Below are 23,271 nucleotides of genomic sequence, written 5' to 3' on the forward strand. Positions count from 1 at the left end.
AAATTTGTCACATTTGATATGATGTTGCTACAGTTATAGAAGGCAAAAAGCGATGGGAATGTATGCACGAACTGTATATATTCTCTTTCAATATCTTAATTCTGCTTGATATTGTTGTATGGGTATGCATACAAGTTAGGCAGCATTCAAACGCCTGGTTGACACAGGTTATTTGAGTGCTGCCTTTTTTATTGCCTTTCTGCCATAACTGTAAGAAAAGAAGAAATAATGGAGGCGTTTTAGTATGGCTTTTCGGAAACCGGATGAAATAGCGGATGCAGCAATTGAAGCAGGGATGAACAAAGTAAAGCTCCCGCTGCCGTCTCTGCTTGTGCTGGGGTTTTTAGGCGGCGCATTTATCGCGCTCGGGTACTTGCTTGATATCAGGGTAATCGGCGACCTTCCGAAAGAATGGGGAAGTCTGTCCAGCTTGATCGGGGCTGCAGTATTTCCTGTCGGTCTGATACTTGTGGTTCTCGCTGGCGCTGAACTGATCACAGGAAATATGATGTCCGTTGCGATGGCTTTATTTTCAAGAAAAATATCTGTTAAAGAATTGGCGGTTAACTGGGGAATCGTCACGATTATGAACCTAATCGGCGCATTGTTTGTTGCTTACTTTTTCGGGCATTTAGTTGGATTGACTGAAACAGGCCCTTATTTAGAAAAAACGATCGCCGTGGCGCAGGGAAAGCTCGATATGAGCTTCGGCAAGGTTCTTATTTCTGGCATCGGCTGTAACTGGCTTGTATGTCTTGCCGTTTGGCTCTCTTTCGGTGCTCAAGACGGAGCAGGGAAAATTCTTGGCATCTGGTTCCCGATTATGGCATTTGTGGCAATCGGATTTCAGCACGTTGTCGCCAACATGTTTGTGATTCCCGCTGCCATTTTTGCAGGGTCATTCACGTGGGGGCAGTTTATCGGAAACATCATTCCGGCTTTTATCGGCAATGTCATCGGCGGAGCGGTGTTTGTCGGTCTCATTTATTTTATTGCATATCATAAGAAAGAACGCTCCAGAAAAGAAATGAAACAGGTGTCATGAACAAAGGGCAAATCCACTCGATGATTTGCATAATTTCCGTCCATTTTTAGAAAAAGATGTTTACAAAATGGAATTTGGTGGATATACTTACAAAGTAAGAAAAAAGCAAAGGAGGCTGAACAAAATGACAATGAGACAACGACGTCAACCTGTACGTGAAACACAAGTAAAAGTTCATGGTTCATTCAGCCTGTGGAAGAGTTCGTGTCCTTCCTTAACCGATGCTTATCGCACGCATTAAATTGGGAATAGTCGGACATACGCAACTCCCCGCAGGCAGTAGAGGCATTGGTGTCTTCTTTTGTCTGCGGTTTTTATTTGCCCGCGGCAGAAGGAATGATGCCGCGGGTTATTTCGCTTGAAGCGGAATTTGAAAGGGGGTGAGTGATATGACGATTAACCTATTCTTTTTAACGTTAACGATTAACAAACGGTTTAAAAGCCCGGAAGAATTCGAACGAGAACAGCAGATTGAGCAGATTTATGATGAAATGAAAGAGTCTCAGTTAAAGCATCTTTATTTGACAAACTGGCGCTAAAAAACAATGAAAAATACTGAAGGGGGAGATGGCATATGCTTAGAATGGAATTATTGATGCATTATACGATGGAGAAGGACCAAGTTTAGCAAAAACAGCTGTCAAGAAAATGCCTGCCTGCATATGATAGATCAACGTTACGGGTAAGGCAGGTGATGGCATGATGAACGATTATCAAAAAAGGCTGCCGTCGATTGGCCATGGTTATGCGTCCATGCCGCATTCCTTCAAACATGGTTATGGAAATCCATTTCGCCAGCAGAGGCTGATGGCCATGCAGCAGCATAGGCAGTATGTATTCCCTTATTATTGGCATTAGAAAGAGGGCAGAAAACATTTTGTTTTCTGCTTTTTTTTTGCGGAAAAAAATGAAAAAGTTCAGTTCTATTGAAACATTATTAAACACATTGCCGTCTAGTTGATATCTTCATTCACATTTTAAAATGAAGGTGATGTTTATTTTTTTAATATAATAAATAAGCATAGGAAACCAAAAGCAGGTGTTTAAAATGCTAGAAAATAGACTCTATAAACGATCGAATCTTTTGAAATTATTTTCTCGGAAATATAAGCAAACAAAAACCATTGAGCATATGATGATTGACTCTATAGACATACAGGAAAATGACAGAATTTTAGAAATTGGAATTGGAAATGGCACTGTCTTTAAGAACATAACCGAGAAACTGGAAAAGGGAAGCTTAAAAAGCATTGACCCGTCAAAGCGAAAGGTAAGACAGATATCACGAGCGAATCGAAAGAATATGGGGAAAGGGGAGATTTTTCATGGCTATCCTGAGAACATTCCCTTTGATGACCGTACCTTTAATAAAGTGTTTTCCTTACATACGGTTCAGAGCTGCACTGATATGAGGCTTGCATTAAGAGAAATTTATCGGGTGCTTCAAATTGACGGCCGGTTTTACATCAGTATTGATACAAATACCGGTGAGAAAGAGAAAATGTATATTCAGCTGCTGAAAGATCAGCATTTTAGGGATCTTTCCGTCATCAGGCGTGATTCCTGTCTGTGCATTGTGGCTGTTAAATAAAAAAATTTCTCGGGAAATATATCCAGGGCCCTCATTTTGGTTTTGGGTATATTTTCTTAATTTTTTATTTTTTGCATATACTTTATATTAAAAAAAGTTTTTTTCATATAAACTGATAACATAAGCAAGGGTAAAGAGGTGATATCAGACAGATCGGACATGTTTATTATGAACAAAAGGAATGAATGTTCATTCCGCGACGAATCGGAGGTTGCAACATTACATGTTATCCGCATCCAGCAGTAAATACGACATGATTATGAAAGCGTCGGTCTCACTATTTACGGAAAGGGGATTTAACGCTACCACTATCCCTATGATAGCTGAACGAGCTCATGTTGGGACAGGAACGATCTACCGCTATTTTGACAGCAAAGAAACGCTCGTCAACGTATTGTTTCAAGAAAGCATCCAGCGCTTTACGGAAAAGCTGAAGCAGGATTTTTCGGAATTGCCTGCCAGAGAAGGCTTTCGCCACGTATTTTGCTGTCTCGTTCAATTTACGAAAGAGAGCGACTATGCGCTTTTTTTTCTTGAAACGAAAAAAGACGCTCATTACTTAAACGACACAAGCAGAAAAATGATAGAAAATCTGACTCAAATGCTTGATGACTATTTTAACAAGGGAAAATCAGAAGGCGTGATACGCGGCCTGCCCTCTAATGTGTTAATTGCAATTGTGTTAGGGGCGTTTCTCAAGATATATCAGCTTGTCCAAACGGGTGATATAGAGATGGACACTGATTTAATTACTGAATTGGAACAATGCTGCTGGGACGCCATTAAGCTTCATTCATTTACTTCACAAAAATAAGAGAGGAAGATGTTAATGAAACAGGCAAGCGCCATACCTCAGCCCAAAACATACGGACCTTTAAAAAATCTTCCGCATCTGGAAAAAGAGCAGCTTTCTCAATCCTTATGGAGGTTAGCTGATGAATTGGGACCGATTTTCCGCTTCGATTTTCCAGGGGTGTCCAGTGTTTTTGTATCCGGACACAATCTTGTGGCTGAAGTGTGTGATGAAAGCCGTTTTGACAAAAACCTTGGCAAAGGCTTGCTAAAGGTGCGCGAGTTCGGCGGAGACGGCTTATTTACAAGCTGGACCCACGAACCGAACTGGCAAAAAGCCCACCGCATTTTGCTGCCAAGTTTCAGTCAAAAAGCGATGAAAGGCTATCATTCTATGATGCTGGATATCGCAACCCAGCTGATTCAAAAATGGAGCCGGCTTAATCCTAATGAAGAAATTGATGTAGCGGACGACATGACCCGTCTGACGCTTGATACGATCGGATTATGCGGGTTTAACTATCGCTTCAACAGCTTTTACCGTGATTCTCAGCATCCGTTTATCACCAGCATGCTCAGTGCCTTAAAAGAGGCGATGAATCAATCGAAAAGATTGGGCCTGCAAGATAAGATGATGGTGAAAACGAAGCTGCAGTTCCAAAAGGATATAGAAGTCATGAACTCCCTTGTCGATAGAATGATAGCGGAGCGAAAAGAGAATCCGGATGAAAACATTAAGGATCTTTTATCGCTCATGCTCTATGCAAAAGATCCTGTAACAGGTGAAACGCTGGATGATGAAAATATTCGATACCAAATCATCACATTTTTAATTGCAGGGCATGAAACAACAAGCGGTTTGCTTTCCTTTGCGATTTACTGTCTGCTTACACATCCGGAAAAACTGAAAAAAGCGCAAGAGGAAGCCGATCGCGTGTTAACAGACACGCCGGAATATAAACAAATCCAGCAGCTGAAATACATTCGGATGGTGTTAAATGAAACACTCAGGCTGTATCCAACAGCTCCGGCCTTTTCTCTCTATGCGAAGGAGGATACTGTTCTAGGCGGGGAATACCCGATCAGCAAAGGTCAGCCTGTCACTGTTTTGATTCCGAAGCTGCACCGGGATCAAAATGCTTGGGGCGAAGATGCAGAAGATTTTCGTCCGGAACGGTTTGAAGACCCTTCGAGTATTCCTCACCATGCTTATAAGCCGTTTGGAAACGGGCAGCGCGCTTGTATTGGCATGCAGTTTGCTCTCCAAGAAGCGACGATGGTTCTGGGTCTTGTATTAAAGCATTTTGATTTGATGAACCATACTGGATACGAACTGAAAATCAAAGAGGCATTAACGATCAAGCCGGATGAATTTAAAATTACTGTGAAACCGCGGAAAACAGCAGCAATCAATGTACAGAGAAGAGAACAGGCTGACAACAAAACAGAAACGAAGCCAAAAGAAACAAAACCTCAACACGGCACACCTTTACTCGTTCTTTACGGTTCAAACCTTGGGACAGCGGAAGGAATAGCCGGAGAATTGGCTGCTTACGGCCGCCAGCTGGGATTTACAGCCGAAACAGCTCCGCTTGATGATTATATTGGCAAGCTTCCTGAACAAGGCGCTGTCGTCATCGTTACGGCTTCTTATAATGGGGCGCCGCCTGATAATGCTGCCGGCTTTGTAGAATGGCTGGAAGAGCTTGAGGAAGGCCGATTGAAAGGGGTCTCCTATGCGGTATTCGGCTGCGGAAACCGGAGTTGGGCCAGCACGTATCAGCGGATTCCGCGCCTTATAGATGACATGATGCAAGCGAAAGGGGCATCACGTTTAACACCGATTGGGGAAGGTGATGCCGCCGATGATTTTGAAAGCCATCGCGAGTCTTGGGAAAACCGCTTCTGGAAGGAAACGATGGAAGCATTTGATATAAGCGAAATATCTCAGAAAGAAGACAGGCCTTCATTATCGATTACTTTTCTCAGTGAAGCGACGGAAACGCCGCTTGCCAAAGCATATGGTGCGTTTGAAGGGATTGTCTTAGAGAACCGGGAGCTCCAGACAGCTGATAGTCCGCGTTCCACCCGCCATATTGAATTGCAGGTTCCTGACGCCAAAACATATAAAGAAGGCGATCATATCGGAATATTGCCGAAAAACAGCCAGGAGCTTGTTCAGCGGGTTCTCAGCAGATTCGGTTTGCAGTCCAATCATGTGATAAAAATGAGCGGAAGCCCTCATATGGCTCATCTTCCGATGGATCGGCCGATCAAAGTGGCGGATTTATTGTCGTCCTATGTGGAGCTGCAGGAACCGGCTTCAAGGCTTCAGCTTCGGGAGCTGGCTTCTTATACAGTCTGTCCGCCGCATAAAAAAGAGCTGGAACAGCTCGTTTCAGAAGATGGCATTTATAAAGAGCAGGTACTGGAAAAACGTCTCACCATGCTTGATCTTTTAGAGGATTACCCTGCCTGCGAAATGCCGTTTGAGCGGTTTTTAGAACTTTTGCCTTCACTAAAACCGCGATATTATTCCATATCGAGCTCACCGAAAGTGCATGCCAATATCGTGAGCATGACAGTAGGAGTTGTTAAAGGCTCAGCCTGGAGCGGGCGCGGAGAGTACCTGGGAGTCGCCTCTAATTATTTAGCAGAGCTGAATAAAGGTGATGCCGCAGCCTGCTTCATCCGAACGCCGCAATCCGGATTCCAAATGCCAGATGACCCTGAAACGCCTATGATTATGGTCGGGCCGGGTACAGGAATTGCGCCATTCAGGGGCTTTATTCAGGCAAGATCTGTTTTGAAGAAGGAAGGAAACACGCTTGGTGAAGCTCTTTTATATTTCGGCTGCCGGCGCCCCGATCATGACGATCTTTACAGAGAAGAGCTGGATCAGGCGGAACAGGATGGTTTGGTTACAGTCCGCCGGTGCTATTCACGCGTCGAAAACGAATCAAAAGAATATGTCCAGCACTTGCTCAAACTAGATGCACAGAAGCTGATATCACTCATTGAAAAAGGGGCTCACATTTACGTATGCGGTGATGGATCGCGAATGGCTCCTGATGTAGAGAATACTTTGCGACTGGCGTATGAAGCTGAAAAAGGAGCAAATCAGGAAGAATCAGCTGAATGGCTGATGAAGCTGCAAAACCAAAAACGCTATGTCAAAGACGTTTGGTCAGGTATGTAATAAAAAATCGAACCCCGCCATCAATCAGAATGGCGGGGTTATTTTGCATATGAAAAAGCCGGCACGATATTGAAATCTACTGAAAAGGATGTTATAGGGAGTATCGCGCCGGCCTTATTGTTAATATCGTCATACAGGGACAAAGGTTTAGGTTTTTTGCCTTATTTTTAAAAATAAATAGTCAAAAAGTCTTGTTTTTATATATTGTGCTTCAGATTTTCTTGTCAGTTTGTTTTCGTTAAGCAAATATTTCTATTCCTCAAGACCACAAGCATGAGGATTAATCGGCTGAAGGTCGATGTTTAAATTGGCGCTCCACATGTTTTCGGTAATGAAAGTCATGAATCAGCCGAATTGTGGGCCTTACTAACAGCAGCAAGCTCCCAATAGCAAACAGCCATATCCCTGCCGACATCAACTGGTCATAAAAAAAGAAAAAGCTTCCGACAAGAAACAAAGCACCAATGATAAAATCATTTACTGTATAAAGAACCTTATATCGTTTTTTGAAAAAAAGCTCGTATCGATTGAGTTCTTTTTTGATGTCATGTTCTTCATTAGCTGCCACTATCATCCCTCCATTCTATTTTGGCTTACCCTCACGTAAACGACATGTAAACATAAGAATTGTTTTGAAAAAATGGAGATGATGAGAGAAAGATCAACAATGTTTTTAAATAGGACCTCTTATCTTACAAAAACGATTTCATCGCCTGAACAATAAGACCAGTCAAAGCTTTAGCCCCTTGAGGAACCAAGTGTACGCCATCAGGTGTAAAGTATTCTGGGTGCTGAAGAGCTTCTGTGTGCCAGTCAACTAACGTAACATTTTGATGTGCGTGCGCCTGTTGCTGCAAAGATTCATTTACCTTGCTTTCCCATTGGCGGGGAACTCGTGTATTGACAAGATAGATATGAGCTTTTGAGAAAGATTGAAGCAATTGTTCGATTTGGCTGTTTGTAAAGTAGCCATTGGTTCCCAGCTCAATGATGACAGCCTTGTTCGGCTGATTAAAAGACTTGTATTCATTTGCGAGTTCCAGAGCTTGAGACATTTGTCTCCCCACCTTTCCATCAATCGTAACATGTGAAAGTGACTGGCGGAGGTGTGAGGCAATATCAAGCATGACGGAATCTCCTATAGCTAACACTTCTTTATCAGAGTCTGCTGGTTCTTTCGCCTGCTGAGATTGCTTGTCTTTATTTTTACTAGTCTCTTGATCATTATTTTTGTTTTCCTTTTGATCTTGATTGGAGTCTGTTGTCTTTTGTTCAGGATTGTTTTCCCTGTCTTTATCAGCTTCAGCTTTCTTTCTATCCTCAGAAGCCTGGCTGGTATCAGCGTTTGTTTTTTGTGAGCTATACGTCCATTTGGTGGGGTGCTTTTGCTCTCCGGCTAGCCCAGACAGCCCTCCCGCAAAAATTAGTATAGCGAGAATGACGAAACCAATTGACGTTTTGCTGATGACAGATGTCGTTTTCCATTCTCTGATTCTATGTATAAAAATACGGCGGAAAAATGATCTAAATCCCTGTGTCCGTATCGGCTTCTCAATAAAATGATAGGAAAGCTCGGCGAGTATAAATGTAACAATGACCTTTAGCACAATATGCCAAAAAACAGGGTTTCCGATTTCTTGAACTGGCGTGCTTAACACAATAACAGGGTAGTGCCAAAGATAAATACCGTAAGACCTCGTTCCAAGCCAACGGAGCGGCCTCCATGAAAGCAGATTGCCTAAAAAGCTGCTCGGATGGCATACACATGCAATAAGGATTGCGGCAATCATGCTAATCAAAAGCATTCCGCCTCTGTAAAGAAAAGGCTCATATTCATCTGTGAAATAGACACACAACACTAAAATACAAAACGCCGAAAGTTCAGTAGCGTGCAAAGTGTGCTTCAGTTTGTTTGACAGCCTGTTGGAAGACAGTCTTTTCATCGGCCATACAAGAGCCAGGGCACACCCGATGAGAAGCGCAAACGAACGAGTATCTGTGCCGTAGTACACGCGGCTCGGATCTCCGCCGGGTTCATACAATATGCTCATCATCACGGCTGAACAAAGCGCTAGCAATGACACCGCCGCCGCCAATCTGGCGCGGTTTTTAAATATGTACATTCCAACAACCAAGAACATCGGCCATATCATATAAAATTGTTCTTCAATCGCCAGCGACCAAAGGTTTTTCAGAGGTGATGGGGAACCGAAACTATCAAAATATGATAGTTTGTGAAAAATAAACCACCAATTACTCATATAAAAAAGAGAGGAAATGGCATCTCCGCGTATAGTGTGCAATAGTTCCCTGTCAAACAATACAACCCAAATAACAGTAAAAAAGATCATGAGGTAAGCCGCTGGCAGAAGCCGCCGAATTCGGCGCACCCAAAAGTCCCGAAAATCAAGGCTGATATCATTTCCATGTGCCGGCAATAGAATGGATGTAATTAAATAGCCGGATAAAACAAAAAAGATATCAACTCCAATGAAGCCTCCGTTAGCCCAGCTGAAGTTTAGGTGATAAGCGATAACTGACAGGACGGCAAAAGCCCGAAGGCCATCGAGTCCAGGGATATATCGATGATGCTTTGTCTTGTGATACATGGGTATTCCTCCAATAGTGTGCAGAGATTCTCGTTGTTTTGGCAGCGAGGTTACGACCTCAAATAGAGAAGAGAGAAAACATCCATGATATGAGATGGATGTTTTTTATATTATCGAACATAACGTTCTCCCACGAGCAAGCTTGAAATGACGCTGGTTGGAATTTTAAACTCGGTAACGCCCATATAGCCGGGGGCAACTTCATATTCATCAAATGAGATCACAAGTTTATGGTCTTCAGTAATATAAAACGTTTGATCAGGCAGAATCGTTTTGAACGGTTCTGCATCTTCGTCAGTGAGCCAATATATTTTATTTGGATCTTCCTTCATTTGCTGTTTCATTTGTTCTTTGATGTTTTGGCTGATGACTTTAATATAGCTTTCATCTTTGAACAAGCTTTTTAATGTCAGTAAAATATCATTCTTTTTGTCAATCGTGATATAGCGGCTTTGTGTGTAAGATGATGCTTGTGTTTTTTCAATATCACGCCGAATAGAGAGTAAATCTGGCGTGTCTGTTACTGTCTCGTAATCACTGTAGATACTGAGATGTCCTTTTTTGTTTTTGGATGTAGACTGTATAAATTCTTTGTACAGCTGCTTGCTTTCTTTCAAGTATTTCTGGTTAATGCTGTTTTCAAGCTCTTTATTAGAGAGTCCGGACAGAGCAGGTGTTTTGACATCGATGCTCGATTGATCTTTCTCCTCTTTGATCTCAATAAAAGTGATGGCCTTGACAATCTTGCCGATGACAGGGATTCTTGACATCGCTTGAGCTGCGTCTGGGTTGATATTGACAAGTGCAGTGAATAAAATAGCCGCCGCGATAGCTGCTGATGTCGGCCACATGACGATTCTTTTCTTTTTTGGTTCTTGTTGAAGGGCTTTTTCAACAATGATATCAAGTTCCTTAGGAATCTGAACACTTTTATATTCTTCTCTTAATTGCTGCAATCTCTTATCCATTAAGAAAGATCCTCCTTCGTCAACTGAATGCGCATCAGCTTCAATGCTCTGTATAAGCGCGTTTTGACGGTATTCATGTTTTCCCCTGTAATTTCCGCAATTTCTTCTAACTTTAGGTCTTCAAAAAAGCGCAAAATAATAATGGTTTTATAACGGTACGGCAATGCATCAAGCGCCTCATGAAGATCAGTGTCCTTGTAATGGTCTTCCTTTCCGTTGCTTAAAAACTCTAACGTTTCGTCATCCATCACTTTTACCTTTTTTTGTTTGCGCAAAAAATCAATAGCTGTCCGTACTAAAATTTTATAAAACCAGCTTTTTATCGTCTCAGGGTTTCTGACCGTTTCAACTGAGCTCAGTGCTTTTTTTATAGATTCCTGAACAATATCTAATGCGTCATCTTGATTTTTTACATAACTGAAAGCCAACCTGTAGAAATCTTGCTTATGATCAGTTATGCATGTGACAAGCAACGCTTTTGTTGTTTGTTTTTTCTTCATTGCAATAAAGGGCTCCTTTTTGAATATACGTATATCATAGGCTGTTACCTAGGATAGACGCGGCAGGCTGAAAAATAGTTTGCGCAGAATCACATTTTTTTAAAGAAGTGATCAGAACGGGGGAAGATCGCAAAAACTTTGCAGAAAGGAATGCATATAAAAACATGGCTTGTTGATACAAGCCATGTTTTTATACTATTGCTCTATTCCAGATAATGTTTTTTGAAATCTGAGTGGATAGAAAATTTGCGGCGCAGCTGGATGAGATTTTTTCCAAAGCTTTCTTCTAAAAGCCCTCTATGCTTTTTCAAAATTTCCATGAGGTACAGATCATGAATGATCACTTCAGTAATAGGCATGACTAAACCTACATGCATCGTCCATGCAGCACGGCTGTCGTTACCAAGAGAGACGATGCCCGCTACAACTTCTGAATCATCTCCGCTATATACAAGCCACCGCCCGTCATACTCTTCTGTAATTTCACTGCTCATATCATGAAGGTACACAGTAGCAAAATCAGATGCGATATCTCCGTACGCAATGATGGTGACATTTACACCTTTAGTTGCCGCCTGTCTCAGCTCTGTTTCTATTTCTTCATAATCCTCTTTCCAGATTTCTAAAAGAATTCTTTTTTTTGCGGATAAAATACAAGCCTTCACCTTTTCAAGAATTTCACTGCGTCCGGTGATATTCCAGATATTTTCCCGGTCATTTGCGGTCTGCTCGAAGTTTTCAAAGTATTTCTCAGCCTGGTCAAAATGCTCTTCCGCTTTGAGCCGGCGGTTTTTAATCAGTTCTTTAGCGGGGACAGGCACATACTGAGGCGTATTTCCGTGACTTACAAAAACATCTCCCCTTAAGACAAGGCTTTCCAAAACTTCATAAATTTTTGAGCGGGGCACTCCGGAATTTTTGGCGACGGCATAGCCTGTTAAAGGCGATTCTTGCAATAAAGCAAGATATGCTTTCGATTCATATTCGGTAAAATTGAGGTTTTTTAAAATGTCTAACATATTTTCCTTCATATATCCTCCAATATAAAGAGCAGTCGCCTGCCTTTGTAATCGCTATTTTAACAAACCATATTGATTTATTCCAAACGTATTGATACAATTTTTTTAAGTAGTTACTTTCGTAGTCACTATATGTCGGAGAGATTTTTAAAGGGGGAGAAGAAATGCATAGCTTACTCGCATACATTCCGATCGCTGCCATGATGGTTATCATACCGGGAGCAGATACGATGCTTGTTATGAAGAATACCCTTAGATATGGCGCAAAGGCTGGGCGTTATAACATTCTCGGATTGGCAACAGGACTTTCCTTTTGGACGGTTATTGCCATTTTAGGATTATCAGTGGTGATTGCAAAGTCAGTGATTCTTTTCACAACGATTAAATATTTGGGAGCAGCATACCTAATTTATTTAGGTGTAAAAAGTTTTTTTGCCAAAAGTATGTTTTCTATAGATGACATGCAATCCCAAGTAAACACCACGGCAAATTCTCCGAAACGTTATTATAAAACTTCCTTTATGCAGGGATCACTTAGTAACATTCTCAATCCTAAAACTGTTTTGGTTTATGTTACAATCATGCCCCAATTTATCAATCTGAAGGGAAATATAAACCAGCAACTCATTATTTTAGCTTCAATCTTAACCTTAATAGCGGTGTTGTGGTTCCTCTTTCTCGTTTATATTATTGATTACGCAAAAAAATGGATGAAAAACTCGAAGTTTCAGAAAGCTTTTCAAAAAGTAACTGGCATTATATTAGTTGGTTTCGGCATCAAAACTGGTTTGAATTAATTTTCGGTTCCGTTGGTGTTGGAGACCAAAATGAATTTAGTGTTTGGCGCATACAAAAAAGACAAGGGAGTGAGTATCCCTTGTCTTTTTTGTTATTTTATCTTATGTCCCCTGATGGTTTGCACCTTATACAAAATAATCAATAAAACAAACCAGACCGGAGTGACAAACAAAGCAACACGTGTATCATTCGCCAGTGCCAATACGACAAGAATGAACGCGAGAAATGCAAGTGTTAAGTAGTTGGATAATGGGTAAAAAGGCATTTTAAATTTGCTTGCTTTCGCTTCATGCGGCCTTGTTTTTCGATATTTCAAATGGCAAATCACCGTAATGCCCCAAATGAAAATGAAGCATATTGTAGAAACACTAGTAATCAGTGTAAAGACTTGCTCCGGCATTATATAATTCAGGCTAACGCCAATCAGAATGGCGATGGTTGAGAAGAACAGCGCATTGCTTGGAACTTTAGATGAAGTCAGTTTCTTTAGCAAGCCAGGTGCGTGATGATCCTTGGCAAGAGAATAGACCATGCGGCTTGTGCTGAATAAAGCGCTATTGGCCGCTGATGCAGCTGATGTTAATACAACAAAATTGATCATACTGGCAGCGGCAACAATGCCTACAGCAGAGAACACTTGAACAAACGGGCTTTCATTTGGATTCAAAACATTCCAAGGATAGATACACATAATCACAAAAAGTGCGCCGACATAAAAAAGTAAAATCCGGGCAGGGATTTGATTGATGGCTTTAGGGATCACTTTTTGGGGATTTTCAGTTTCACCTGCTGTCAGTCCGACAAGTTCAATTCCCACAAAAGCGAAGACAACCATTTGGAATGAAAGAATAAATCCATGCCATCCATTTGGAAACATGCCGCCATGGCTCCAAAGATTCGTGAGGCTGGCTGAGCTGGAAGCTGCAGAAAAACCTTTCGCAATCAAGAAAATACCAGTTACGATAAGAGCCAGTATGGCAATGACTTTGATTAATGCAAACCAGAATTCTAATTCCCCGAAAAGTTTAACGGTGGCAAGGTTCATGATCAGCAGGATGATCAGCGCAAGAAGACCCGGCAGCCATTGAGGCACATCGGGAAGCCAATATTGCATATAAATACCGACCGCCGTTAAATCAGCCATCGCGAGAGAAATCCAGCAGAACCAGTAGGTCCAGCCAGTGATAAACGCTGCCATGTCGCCTAAATAGTCCCTTACAAAATCAACGAAAGAGTGATACCCCGCATTTGATAAGAGCAGTTCTCCGAGCGAACGCATAATGAAAAAGCAAAAGACTCCCGTGATCAAATAAGCAAATAAAATGGATGGTCCCGCAAAGTGGATGGATTTCCCTGAACCTAAGAATAAGCCTGTTCCGATTGCACCCCCAATCGCCATTAATTGTATATGCCTGTTTTTAAGGCCTCTAGACAATTTTTGCTGTTGTCCCAAATTGTCTTTGTTAGAATTGCCTGTCAATTTTATTTTCCTCCAATAATAAAAGATGAATAAAGTTTTATCGGATATTATACCATTTAAGAGAATATAATGTTTAATTTTTTAATTTTAAAAATAAATTTCCCTTGTTCGTAAAGCTGTTAAATGCCTTTTACTTTCTATTATTACTTGCCAGTTATATTGAATAGTAGAAAAACATGAAAATCATCAGTGTTGTGCATATGAAAAAAATGTAAAATATTCTTAGCCAGAAAAGGAGGAAACCAATCAAAAAGACATCGTTTTGATGGTGTCTTTTTTGTTTTGCTAGGATATATGATGACAGTATGCTTATGAGGGCCAGCTCATTTATAAGGATACAGGCGAAATGTATGACACGAGGCAGGGCGTAGAATGAAATTACAAACAGCACAGCTATTGACTATCTTATCTGAATACCAGTTTTTTGATTGGGAGCATCATGAGAATAATAAACATCGCATCATGATTGGTTTCCCGGAGAATATGCTTATCATAAAAGATTTTTATCAATCATTCGGTTTTGACTCAGTCGAGAATCCGTATTCAAACATAAAAATCTCAAAAAAACAGTGGGTCCATATGGAGGATCTATTTTTTCAATGGATATCTCCTTATCTATCAACTTTCAGACTAACGATTGTTACGCCATTTCTAAGTAATGACTGGGAGGGAGAATGTCATCTGGACGATATAATGGATGATGAGTTTGCTGATGCTTATAAAGCGTACAAGGCTTTTTTAATAGGTAACGGATTATATGGTCTTACGCCCACTTTGATTGAAAACTGCAGGGGATATCAAATCGATCATATCGGTGATTTTTCAATCCTGGGCAAGATGGCTGCAAGGAATTATCATTATTTATTCTTTGCTGATGGAGATAAAGTTTTTATGTTTACAGATTCATTGACCTTCCAGATGTATTGTAAGGATGGAGAAGTTTTGCACAATGAAAAGAGAAAGATCGAGCAGCTGCTGAATCCTGATTTTTTATTGTGAATCACTGTGGCGGACACATAAAGTGTCTGCCTTTTTTTGTTATTCAATTGATGTCATGGATGGGAATGTATTTTGGGAAGTTTGTCCTGGTTCATAAGTTTTGTTTTTTGTCATTCATGATTTTGCCATCATTACGTTCCTGAAGAATGATAAACTGTTTACTGATTATTACTTTGGAAGGGGCGCAGGCTTGAAGAACTGCGAATCTAAAATACTAATATGAAATATAAATGATTCGAAGTGATAAACACATAGGCATAAAAGGTCAGTATGTCAATCTGCTATAAAGACCTTTCTGGAAGTATATCAATAGATAATTTCAAGGCTGCTTGCCGTAAAAAATCGGAATATTCTTGTTAAGGCTTTATCTAATAAGGACAAAGGATGATAGACGTGAAAAGAATAGAGAAAATATACCTTCAGCTCATGCATAATTTTCATGACTCCAGCTTAGATCATCTTTTAAAAGTACAGGGGAATTCAGCAAAGGAAATTGCTGAGCAGCTGAAAATGGAGCGGTCTAATGTCAGTTTTGAATTGAACAATCTCGTTCGGTCCAAAAAGGTCATAAAAATTAAAACGTTTCCTGTACGATACATCCCAGTCGAAATAGCGGAAAGGTTATGTAACAAGAAATGGGATACAGAGATGATGGAAGTGAAAGACCTTGAGCCGTTTTCCGGGAATCCAAAACAGAATCATCAACATATTTCCACGAATCCTCTAGAACTTATGATTGGGGCAAAAGGCAGTTTGAAGAAAGCAATTTCCCAGGCAAAAGCAGCTGTCTTTTATCCGCCAAACGGTCTGCATATGCTCCTCTTAGGGCCTACAGGTTCCGGTAAATCCCTTTTTGCGAACCGGATTTACCAGTTTGCCATTTACTCTGACATTTTGAAGGCGGGCGCACCGTTTATTACATTTAACTGTGCAGATTACTACAACAATCCTCAATTATTACTTTCTCAATTATTCGGGCACAAAAAAGGTTCATTTACAGGCGCAGGGGAGGATAAGGCTGGTTTAGTCGAACAGGCTAATGGGGGCATTCTTTTTATGGATGAAATCCACCGTCTTCCTCCTGAGGGACAAGAAATGCTGTTTTATTTTATTGACAGCGGTTCTTATAACCGGCTTGGAGAATCTGAACATAAACGAACATCGAACGTATTGTTTATTTGCGCTACTACAGAAAATCCGAGTTCTGCACTATTGAAAACATTTTTGCGAAGAATCCCAATGACCATTCATATTCCTTCGCTTGAAGAACGATCGCTTAAAGAAAGAGTGGATCTGACGACGTTTTTATTAGGGAAAGAAGCAGAGCGAATTAAGAAAAATCTGAGTGTGCACATAGATGTCTATAATGCGCTTATTCATTCTGCAAAATTTGGGAATGTGGGGCAGCTGAAATCAAATGTCCAGTTAGTTTGCGCACACGGATTTTTGCACAACCTTGACCGAGATGAGGTTATTGAACTGACTGTCCGGGATCTGCCAGATGAAATCAAGCAAGAATGGATGTCCAGCAGCAAAAACATGCAAAGAAGCAAAGCCATTTCTGAATATGTCAATATTACAACGATCATATCTCCGATTGTAGAAGATGAAACAACAAAAATTGACGAAGACCTCTCATTTAACTTGTATCATTTGATCGAGGAAAAAGTGAAAACCCTCATGAAAGAAGGATTATCCAAAAAGGATATTAACCAATACATCTTGACTGATGTCCATTTGCATGTCAGAAGTTTTTTTCAACACCGGGCGTTTCAAAAGGACAGCCTGCTGACATTCGTTGAAGACGACGTGATTCAAATGACAAAACAATTAAAAGAAATAGCTGAACATGAGCTTGATTGCTCATTTGACCGTAAATTTATTTATTTCTTGAGTATGCATATTGACGCGTTTTTAAAGCGCGGAAAGCAAATTGATGTTTTAAATACACAGGAGACTGATGAAATCCGTGAGACTCATGTGAAAGAATATCGGGTGGCGATGATTTTTAAAGATAAAATTCAGGAATATTTTAAAGTCGCCATTCCGGAAATAGAAGTCATCTACTTAACGATGCTGATTCATTCCATCAAATCGTTAAAAGAGAACAAAAGAGTAGGGATTATCGTGGCTGCTCATGGAAACAGCACGGCGAGTTCAATGGTTGAAGTCGCAACAGAACTGTTAGGCAGCACTCCAATCGCAGCAGTTGATATGCCGCTTACTGTTTCACCTTCGGAAATTATCGAATGCTTGGCGGAAAAAATGAAACACGTTGATGAAGGCGAAGGTGTTTTAATGCTGGTAGACATGGGGTCACTTGCAATGCTGGAAAGCAAGCTGGAGGAAAAGACAGGCATTGCCGTCAAAACAATCAGCAATGTTACAACCTCAATGGTGCTGGATGCCGTCAGAAAGGTGAACTATTTGAATTTAAATTTGCATGCAATATATCAATCGGTCACGAAAGATTTTATCGAGTTATGGGAGCGGCAGCCAGCGGCATCCGGCAAACAGAAGGCATTGGTCTCCATCTGCACGACAGGCAGCGGAACGGCCAAAAAGCTGGAAGACATCCTGACAACGATCGTCAACAAGGCCTCCGATACCCCGATTCACATACTGACCGTTTCATCCATTAAATTGGCAAACAGCATTAAAGAAATTGAAAAAGAGTATGAGATCCTTGCGACAGTCGGAACAAAAGACCCTAAAATCAATGCTCCGCATGTATCTTTAGAAGTGTTAATTGAAGGGGAGGGAGAGAAGCTGATTCAACAGGCGATTACAAAAGGCAGCATTCCGTTAAGCCGCGGATTAAACAGAGCAAATATCATTGTCAGGGAGCTTTGCGAGGATAGCTTGAAAAAGTATCTTGTCTTCTTGAACCCTCACCATATTATTGAAATGTTATTAGAGTGGCTGCAAACCGTTCAGGATGAGCTGGGAGTCATTTTCAATAATGCAGTTTTGATCAAAGTCATCATGCATACGGCTTTCGCCTTTGAAAGGGTAATTAAGCAGAATCCGATTGCTTTCTCAGAGGAAGAAGAAATAAATGATCAGCTGAAAGAAATGTTTAACGTGACAGAGCGGACATTAGCCCCATATGAACAAAAGCTTGGACTTCGCATAAGTGATGATGAAAAATTATTTATTGCCGCCATATTCGCTGAAGAAGTGCATGGCCAGCTGTTTTAAAAGCGGTTTTTTCAAGTGAACCTGTATTAAATGGAACGCCATTTTAATACAGGTTTATTTTTTTGATCTCAAGTGTTTCAACAGCAGACTGTCATTGGCTGAAATTTAAATGAAAACGCTTAACACAACTTTGTTGGCACGATCCTTGCATTATAAATGGATGTACAAAACAAAGAAAGGAGCAATGGATATGATTTCAGTTATTATCAGTGGCCATGGAGATTTTCCCATAGCATTAAAAGAATCATCAGGGATGATATTCGGTGAAGAAAATAATCTAATCGCAGTGCCGTTTTTTAAAGGAGAAGGCATTCAAACGCTGCAAGAAAAATATCATCAGGCGCTCAAGGACATTCCGGAAGAAAATGAAGTGCTATTTTTAGTTGATATTTTTGGAGGGACCCCATATAACGCGGCAGCTTCCTTCATTGCTGAGGATCAAAGAATGGATATGGCAGCCGGCGTAAACCTGCCGATTCTGCTGGAGGTATTAAGCCTGAGAGAACGTGTGACTCTCAAAGATTTGCTGAACAACTTAAAAACAATGAGCCAGCAAAGCTTTCAAGTGTGCAGTGAACATTTAGAAAAAGTGAAAACAGCCAATCAAGAAACAAGAGAGGATGAATTGTGATGAACATTGTGTTAGCAAGAATTGATGACCGCTTTATTCACGGCCAAATCCTGACAAGGTGGATTAAAGTCCATGCGGCAGACCGAATCATCGTTGTCTCCGATGATGTTGCACAGGACGAAATGAGAAAAACGCTGATCCTTTCTGTTGCGCCTTCAAATGTAAAGGCGAGTGCCGTTTCGGTTTCAAAAATGGCAAAAGCGTTTCATAGTCCGCGATATGAAGGGGTAACGGCAATGCTCTTATTTGAAAATCCGTCCGATATTGTATCTCTTATAGAAGCAGGCGTGCCGATCAAAACCGTAAACGTCGGGGGAATGCGTTTTGAAAATCATCGCAGGCAAATCACAAAATCAGTCAGTGTCACAGAACAAGACATAAAGGCGTTTGAAACATTAAGTGACCTGGGTGTGAAACTGGAATTGAGGCAGCTGCCTTCAGATGCCAGCGAGGACTTTGTACAGATTTTACGGAACGTAACAAAATAATCAAGGGGATGAGAATATGTCTTCATTACAAATTATTTTGTTGTTAATCATTGCAGCAATCACCGGCATCGCAAGTGTATTGGATGAAGGGCAGACACACCGGCCGCTTGTGGCCTGCACGCTAGTCGGCTTGGTGCTTGGGGATTTAAAAACAGGAATTATTCTTGGAGGCACACTAGAGCTGATGGCGCTGGGCTGGATGAACGTCGGCCTTGCCATGGCGCCTGATACAGCGATCGCCTCTGTCATCTCTACCATTTTAGTCATTACCGCTGATCAGGGAATTGGCGAAGGCATTGCCGTCGCTGTTGCTTTGGCAGCTGCGGGTCAGGCGCTGACTATTTTTGTGCGGACGATCACTGTCTTTTTCATTCACCGCGCTGATCGATATGCAAAAGAAGGGAATATAAAAGGAATTGAAATTATGCATATTACCGCGATGGTGTTTCAAGCGCTGCGCGTCATGATTCCTACATTGATTGTAGCTTTGATTAGTGTCAGCGCTGTTCAGGCGTTCCTGGGAAATATTCCAGATGTCATTACAAAAGGGCTGCAAATAGGCGGAGGCATTATCGTTGTTGTCGGATATGCCATGGTGATCAATATGATGAATATTCCTTACTTAAAGCCATTTTTCTATATTGGATTTTTATTAGCGGCGTTTACTGATTTCAACTTAGTAGGATTTGGAGCACTTGGTCTCTGTCTGGCGCTTTTATACCAGCAGGTGATGCAAAGACATAACGCGCACGGAGCGGTGGCCGCCGCTTCAGACAGTGGGAATGTTGCTGTTTATGATGACGATGATGACGATCTTGATGCCTAAACAATGAGGGGTGATGAAAAGATGGAGAAAGAAAAACGATTAACGAAAAAAGAAATTTTCAGCATGTTTATTCGTTCAAATTTTTTGCTCGGCTCCTTTAACTTCGAACGTGTGCAGGCCATGGGATATTGCTATGTCATGATACCTGCGATCAAAAAATTGTACGGTCCCGGAGCGAAAAGAAATGAAGCATTGCAGCGGCATTTGGAATGGTTTAATACACATCCGTGGCTGACAGCGCCTATATTTGGCGTGACGGCAGCCATGGAAGAAGAAATGGCGAACAATAAAGGAATTGATGGAAAAGCAATAAGCGGAATGAAAATCGGTTTGATGGGCCCGATAGCGGGTGTAGGCGACCCGATTTTCTGGGGAACGATTCGCCCAGTCTTAGCTGCGTTAGGGGCATCGCTTGCTTTAGGAGGAAACATTGCCGGCCCTTTGCTGTTCTTTTTCTTGCTGAACGCCATTAGATTAAGCACAAAATATTATGGATTAAAGTATGGCTATGTAAAGGGAATGGAGATTCTTCAGGATTTAGCGGGGAATCGCATTCAAAAGCTTACAGAAGGCGCTTCGATTCTCGGATTATTTGTAATGGGAGCTCTCGTTTCCAAATGGACCACCATCAACATTCCAATCGTTGTGTCCAGGATTAAGGATGAAAGCGGAAAAGTGGATGTTCAAACCGTACAAAATATATTAGACAGCATCATGCCGGGTGCGCTGCCTCTAGGTTTAACGTTATTGGTGGCGTGGATGCTGCGCAAAGGGGTGAATCCTCTTCTCATTATATGCGGCATCTTTATCATCGGGATTCTTGGGTATTGGGCTGGATTCTTAGCATAAGCTGTGTGACGTAAGAAAGAAGAGGGAAACTGCAGCCGTCTTTTCATATATGAATCATTCAGATAGCAGCGAAACAGAGAAAGAGTGCCAGAAACGGATCAACTTGCGCAGCAGTCTCTCTTGAAATTGTTCAAACATGAAGAGAGGAGCGAAGAAACAAATGAAAAAAAGACTTATTCAAGTCGTCATCATGTTCACCCTGCTGTTCACTTTGGCATTTCCAGTTGAGGCAGCCGATTCAAGCTACTATGATGAGGATTATCGTCCTCAATATCATTTCACGCCGGAGGCAAACTGGATGAATGATCCAAACGGAATGGTCTATTATGCTGGAGAATATCATTTGTTCTACCAATACCATCCATACGGTATGCAGTGGGGCCCCATGCATTGGGGGCATGCCGTGAGCAAAGATTTGGTTACGTGGAAGCATCTTCCTGTTGCGCTGTATCCGGATGAAAAAGGCACGATCTTTTCCGGAAGCGCAGTTGTAGATAGGAATAATACAAGCGGTTTTCAGACAGGCGAAGAGAAGCCGCTTGTGGCCATTTATACACAGGATCGGGAAGGCCATCAAGTGCAAAGCATTGCTTATAGCAATGACAAAGGAAGAACATGGACGAAATACGCAGGCAACCCTGTCATTCCGAACCCGGGAAAAAAAGATTTTCGCGATCCAAAAGTCTTTTGGTATGAAAAAGAAAAAAAGTGGGTGATGCTGCTTGCGGCCGGTGACCGAATCCTTATTTATACATCCAAAAATCTGAAGCAGTGGACTTATGCAAGTGAGTTTGGCCAGGGGCAAGGAAGCCATGGGGGAGTATGGGAATGCCCAGATTTGTTTGAGCTTCCGGTAGACGGAAACCCGAATCAAAAAAAATGGGTGATGCAGGTCAGTGTAGGAAACGGAGCGGTCTCGGGAGGATCAGGCATGCAGTATTTCGTAGGGGACTTTGATGGAACACATTTTAAAAACGAAAATCCGTCAGACAAAGTTCTCTGGACAGATTACGGCAAAGACTTTTATGCGGCTGTATCCTGGTCCGATATTCCGTCCTCAGACGGCCGGCGGCTTTGGTTAGGCTGGATGAGCAATTGGCAATATGCGAATGATGTTCCTACATCCCCATGGAGAAGTGCAGCGTCCATTCCAAGAGAGTTAAAATTGAAAACGCTTACTGAGGGAGTTAGGGTCGTCCAAACACCAGTAAAAGAGCTGCAAACCATTCGCGGGACCTCTAAGAAGTGGAAGAATCAGACCATATCGCCCGCAAGCCAAAATGTGTTAGCAGACCTGTCTGGAGATGCGTATGAATTACATGCAGAATTTCAAGTATCTCCAGGTTCAGCTCCTGAATTTGGTTTTAAGGTTCGAACAGGCGAAAATCAATTCACGAAAGTCGGCTATGACCGAAAGAATACCAAACTGTTCGTTGACCGGAGCGAATCGGGAAACGTCACCTTTAATCCAACATTTAACACTGGGATACAAACAGCTCCGCTCAAGCCGGTAAATGGAAACATAAAGATGCGCATTTTTGTCGACCGCTCTTCAGTTGAGGTATTCGGGAATGACGGACAGCAGGTCATAACCGATATCATTCTCCCGGATAGATCAAGCAAAGGTCTTGAATTATATGCTGTAAATGGAGGTGTAAAGCTAAAATCTTTAACGATATATCCTTTAAAAAAGGTGTGGGGAACGTCGCCTTTTATCTCTAATTTGACTGGCTGGACGACTGTAAATGGCACGTGGGCCGACACAATTGAGGGGAAACAAGGGAGGTCGGACGGCGATTCCTTTATCTTGTCTTCAGCATCCGGATCAGACTTTACCTATGAAACTGATATCACCATTAAGGATGGAAACGGAAGAGGGGCAGGCGCGCTTATGTTTCGCTCTGACAAAGATGCCAAAAACGGTTATCTTGCCAACGTGGATGCGAAGCATGACCTAGTGAAATTCTTTAAATTTGAGAACGGTGTTGCTTCTGTCATTGCCGAATACAAAACGCCGATAGACGTAAATAAAAAGTATCATCTGAAAACTGAGGCCAAGGGCGATCACTTTAAAATCTATTTAGATGATCGTCTTGTGATTGATGAGAATGATTCCGCATTCTCAGAAGGTCAATTTGGCTTGAATGTGTGGGATGCGACTGCTGTCTTTCAGAATGTAAACAAGGGGTCCTAAAATAGCGGGATTTTCATGTGACATATCAAGTTCAATTCCCTGACCTGCAACATTTTCTCTTGCAAAAAGGCACAGACCCAAA

At 41.6% G+C, this 23,271-nt stretch carries 21 protein-coding genes; 15 read left to right on the top strand and 6 right to left on the bottom strand.

The features are described 5' to 3' along the window. Positions 1-244: 244 nt before the first annotated feature. From KHQ79_RS02035 to cypB, 6 genes are all read left to right on the top strand, one after another. Positions 245-1,045, top strand: a complete 801-nt coding sequence (locus KHQ79_RS02035) for a formate/nitrite transporter family protein (protein WP_003237350.1) — start codon at positions 245-247, stop codon at positions 1,043-1,045. Between the two features lie 389 nt (positions 1,046-1,434). After that, positions 1,435-1,584: a YrzI family small protein gene (locus KHQ79_RS02040; protein WP_003237348.1), complete on the top strand. Its 150-nt coding sequence runs from the start codon at positions 1,435-1,437 to the stop codon at positions 1,582-1,584. Between the two features lie 160 nt (positions 1,585-1,744). Beyond that, a complete protein-coding gene (locus KHQ79_RS02045; RefSeq protein WP_133486717.1) occupies positions 1,745-1,903 on the top strand; it encodes a hypothetical protein in 159 nt (52 codons plus the stop codon). A 190-nt stretch (positions 1,904-2,093) separates the two neighbouring features. Beyond that, complete coding sequence (locus tag KHQ79_RS02050; protein WP_225514117.1) at positions 2,094-2,636, top strand: class I SAM-dependent methyltransferase; 543 nt, start codon at positions 2,094-2,096, stop codon at positions 2,634-2,636. Positions 2,637-2,859: 223 nt separating this feature from the next. Beyond that, positions 2,860-3,450: a transcriptional regulator FatR gene (gene fatR, locus KHQ79_RS02055; RefSeq protein ID WP_225514260.1), complete on the top strand. Its 591-nt coding sequence runs from the start codon at positions 2,860-2,862 to the stop codon at positions 3,448-3,450. A 15-nt stretch (positions 3,451-3,465) separates the two neighbouring features. After that, entirely contained in the window at positions 3,466-6,627 is a 3,162-nt protein-coding gene (gene cypB / locus KHQ79_RS02060) for a bifunctional cytochrome P450/NADPH--P450 reductase CypB (protein ID WP_225514118.1), read from the top strand. Between the two features lie 280 nt (positions 6,628-6,907). Here cypB and KHQ79_RS02065 read toward each other — a convergent pair whose 3' ends face one another. From KHQ79_RS02065 to KHQ79_RS02085, 5 genes are all read right to left on the bottom strand, one after another. Next, on the bottom strand, positions 6,908-7,195 hold the full coding sequence (locus tag KHQ79_RS02065) for a YrhK family protein (protein ID WP_225514119.1): 288 nt from the start codon (positions 7,193-7,195) through the stop codon (positions 6,908-6,910). 124 nt (positions 7,196-7,319) lie between these two features. Further along, complete coding sequence (locus KHQ79_RS02070) at positions 7,320-9,236, bottom strand: acyltransferase family protein (RefSeq protein WP_003237335.1); 1,917 nt, start codon at positions 9,234-9,236, stop codon at positions 7,320-7,322. Positions 9,237-9,346: 110 nt separating this feature from the next. Then, positions 9,347-10,204 (bottom strand): anti-sigma-V factor RsiV, encoded by an 858-nt coding sequence (gene rsiV / locus KHQ79_RS02075; RefSeq protein WP_225514120.1) that lies wholly within the window; start codon positions 10,202-10,204, stop codon positions 9,347-9,349. Then, positions 10,204-10,704, bottom strand: a complete 501-nt coding sequence (gene sigV, locus KHQ79_RS02080) for an RNA polymerase sigma factor SigV (protein WP_003237331.1) — start codon at positions 10,702-10,704, stop codon at positions 10,204-10,206. The genes rsiV and sigV overlap by 1 nt, the downstream gene beginning before the upstream one ends. Before the next feature lie 203 nt (positions 10,705-10,907). Next, the gene (locus tag KHQ79_RS02085; RefSeq protein ID WP_003237329.1) at positions 10,908-11,735 is read right to left on the bottom strand and encodes a TrmB family transcriptional regulator; all 828 of its coding nucleotides are present in this window, start codon (positions 11,733-11,735) and stop codon (positions 10,908-10,910) included. Positions 11,736-11,887: 152 nt separating this feature from the next. On the opposite strand from KHQ79_RS02085, the gene KHQ79_RS02090 reads away from it, so the two are divergent. Continuing rightward, a complete protein-coding gene (locus KHQ79_RS02090; RefSeq protein ID WP_225514121.1) occupies positions 11,888-12,520 on the top strand; it encodes a LysE family transporter in 633 nt (210 codons plus the stop codon). 92 nt (positions 12,521-12,612) lie between these two features. Here the strand turns inward: KHQ79_RS02090 and KHQ79_RS02095 are convergent, their stop codons facing one another. After that, entirely contained in the window at positions 12,613-14,001 is a 1,389-nt protein-coding gene (locus KHQ79_RS02095) for an amino acid permease (protein ID WP_003237325.1), read from the bottom strand. A 372-nt stretch (positions 14,002-14,373) separates the two neighbouring features. Between KHQ79_RS02095 and KHQ79_RS02100 the strand changes: the two genes are divergently transcribed. The 8 genes from KHQ79_RS02100 to KHQ79_RS02135 all read left to right on the top strand — a co-directional run bounded on the left by KHQ79_RS02100 (position 14,374) and on the right by KHQ79_RS02135 (position 23,189). Further along, entirely contained in the window at positions 14,374-15,000 is a 627-nt protein-coding gene (locus KHQ79_RS02100) for a hypothetical protein (protein ID WP_060399117.1), read from the top strand. Positions 15,001-15,393: 393 nt separating this feature from the next. Then, positions 15,394-18,201: a transcriptional regulator LevR gene (gene levR, locus KHQ79_RS02105; protein ID WP_225514122.1), complete on the top strand. Its 2,808-nt coding sequence runs from the start codon at positions 15,394-15,396 to the stop codon at positions 18,199-18,201. Between the two features lie 190 nt (positions 18,202-18,391). Then, positions 18,392-18,832 (top strand): PTS fructose transporter subunit IIA, encoded by a 441-nt coding sequence (levD, locus tag KHQ79_RS02110; protein WP_225514123.1) that lies wholly within the window; start codon positions 18,392-18,394, stop codon positions 18,830-18,832. Next, the gene (gene levE, locus KHQ79_RS02115) at positions 18,832-19,320 is read left to right on the top strand and encodes a PTS fructose transporter subunit IIB (protein WP_003237315.1); all 489 of its coding nucleotides are present in this window, start codon (positions 18,832-18,834) and stop codon (positions 19,318-19,320) included. Before levD ends, levE begins: the two co-directional genes overlap by 1 nt. A 16-nt stretch (positions 19,321-19,336) precedes the next feature. After that, positions 19,337-20,146 carry a PTS fructose transporter subunit IIC gene (levF, locus tag KHQ79_RS02120; RefSeq protein WP_003237312.1) on the top strand — a complete coding sequence of 270 codons (810 nt, stop codon included), beginning with the start codon at positions 19,337-19,339 and terminating at the stop codon, positions 20,144-20,146. A 21-nt stretch (positions 20,147-20,167) separates the two neighbouring features. Beyond that, the gene (levG, locus tag KHQ79_RS02125; protein WP_003237310.1) at positions 20,168-20,995 is read left to right on the top strand and encodes a PTS fructose transporter subunit IID; all 828 of its coding nucleotides are present in this window, start codon (positions 20,168-20,170) and stop codon (positions 20,993-20,995) included. An 84-nt stretch (positions 20,996-21,079) separates the two neighbouring features. Further along, positions 21,080-21,223 carry a hypothetical protein gene (locus KHQ79_RS02130; RefSeq protein ID WP_119914074.1) on the top strand — a complete coding sequence of 48 codons (144 nt, stop codon included), beginning with the start codon at positions 21,080-21,082 and terminating at the stop codon, positions 21,221-21,223. Continuing rightward, positions 21,156-23,189 (top strand): glycoside hydrolase family 32 protein, encoded by a 2,034-nt coding sequence (locus KHQ79_RS02135; RefSeq protein ID WP_225514124.1) that lies wholly within the window; start codon positions 21,156-21,158, stop codon positions 23,187-23,189. The genes KHQ79_RS02130 and KHQ79_RS02135 overlap by 68 nt, the downstream gene beginning before the upstream one ends. The last annotated feature ends 82 nt before the right edge of the window (positions 23,190-23,271 follow it).

This window comes from Bacillus sp. TSO22 (assembly GCF_020223595.1).
GTDB lineage: Bacteria > Bacillota > Bacilli > Bacillales > Bacillaceae > Bacillus > Bacillus inaquosorum.